This window comes from uncultured Fibrobacter sp. (assembly GCF_937877005.1).
GTDB lineage: Bacteria > Fibrobacterota > Fibrobacteria > Fibrobacterales > Fibrobacteraceae > Fibrobacter.
This window is the reverse complement of the sequence record NZ_CALEFV010000334.1, coordinates 1-1,072: the sequence shown is the minus strand read 5'-3', so window position 1 is coordinate 1,072 and position 1,072 is coordinate 1. Positions and strand designations below refer to the sequence as shown.

At 52.4% G+C, this 1,072-nt stretch carries 1 protein-coding gene and 1 pseudogene; both read left to right on the top strand.

The genetic code is table 11. The features are described 5' to 3' along the window. Positions 1–477: outer membrane protein assembly factor BamD (bamD, locus tag Q0628_RS14705; protein WP_298772258.1), on the top strand; the 477-nt coding region annotated here is incomplete at its 5' end. Between the two features lie 39 nt (positions 478–516). Beyond that, a pseudogene (locus tag Q0628_RS14700) lies at positions 517–1,072 on the top strand (hypothetical protein); the annotation flags it as partial.

The window sequence follows — 1,072 nt, the reverse complement described above, 5'->3', positions numbered from 1 at the left end:
CGTGTGAGCCGCGACGAGGCGAACACGACGATCGCCATGAAGGATTTCGAGCGCTACCTGTCGAACTATCCCGAAACGCCGCTGCGCGACTCCGTGAACTACTACTATAACCTTCTGGTGGAGCGCCTGGCAGAAAAGGAATTCCAGACCGCAAGGCTCTACCTGCGCATGGACAAGTACCAGGCCGCCGTGATTTACTTCAAGGAATTCCTGGAAACCTACCCCAAGAGCAAGCGCCGTACCGAAGCCTTGTTCATGATTGCCCAGGCCTACAACGAACTTGACCAGTTCGAAACGGCGAAGCTCTACCTGAACATCGCGAAAAACGAAGCGGCCCCCGACGACAAGAAAATTCAGAAGCAGATCGCAAAGACCGAAAAGAAGATCGACAAGGCTGAAATTGCCTTCGCAAAACGCATGAAGAAGGATTCGCAGAAGAAGCGCTTCTGGAAAGAAGACCGCGAAATGCAGAACTGATACGTGATGTGGAATGTGAAATGAGGAAGTCGCAAGCAGGTGAGAGTCATTTTTAGCATACTCATTGTGGCAATTCTTGCCGCATCTGCCATGGCCGCCGAAGAGACTTCCAACCGCGACCGTTCTAGGCTATCGATCTTTTTACAGCCTGCAGTTTCTTTCTTGGACTTTCCCGAACGAGAATACTTCCAGAACGCCATCGATACCCTCTACTACAGCTTTAGGCAGGACGCCCTGACCGAAAGCGAATCGCTGAGTGTTGCCAAGCAGGACTTTCAGAAGGTGAACTTCTGCTTTCCGATTTCGGCGGGAATCCAGTACCAGATTTTTCCGGACAACTTCATTAGTGCGGGAATCTCGTTCATCTATGACAACGAATCCGTGGTGCTCACCGACCGCAAGAACCGCACCCACAACTACAGCTACACCATTCAGGGCATGCCCCTGTTCCTAGAATACAGACTCGGCATACCAAGGAACCTGATGACGCTTTCGGGCGAGAGCTTGTTCAGCGTCGCCGTGCGCTGGTACTGGGTATTGCCCGGCACCGAAATCTATACGACCTGGGGCCAAATGGATGCAAAGACTCCGCTCC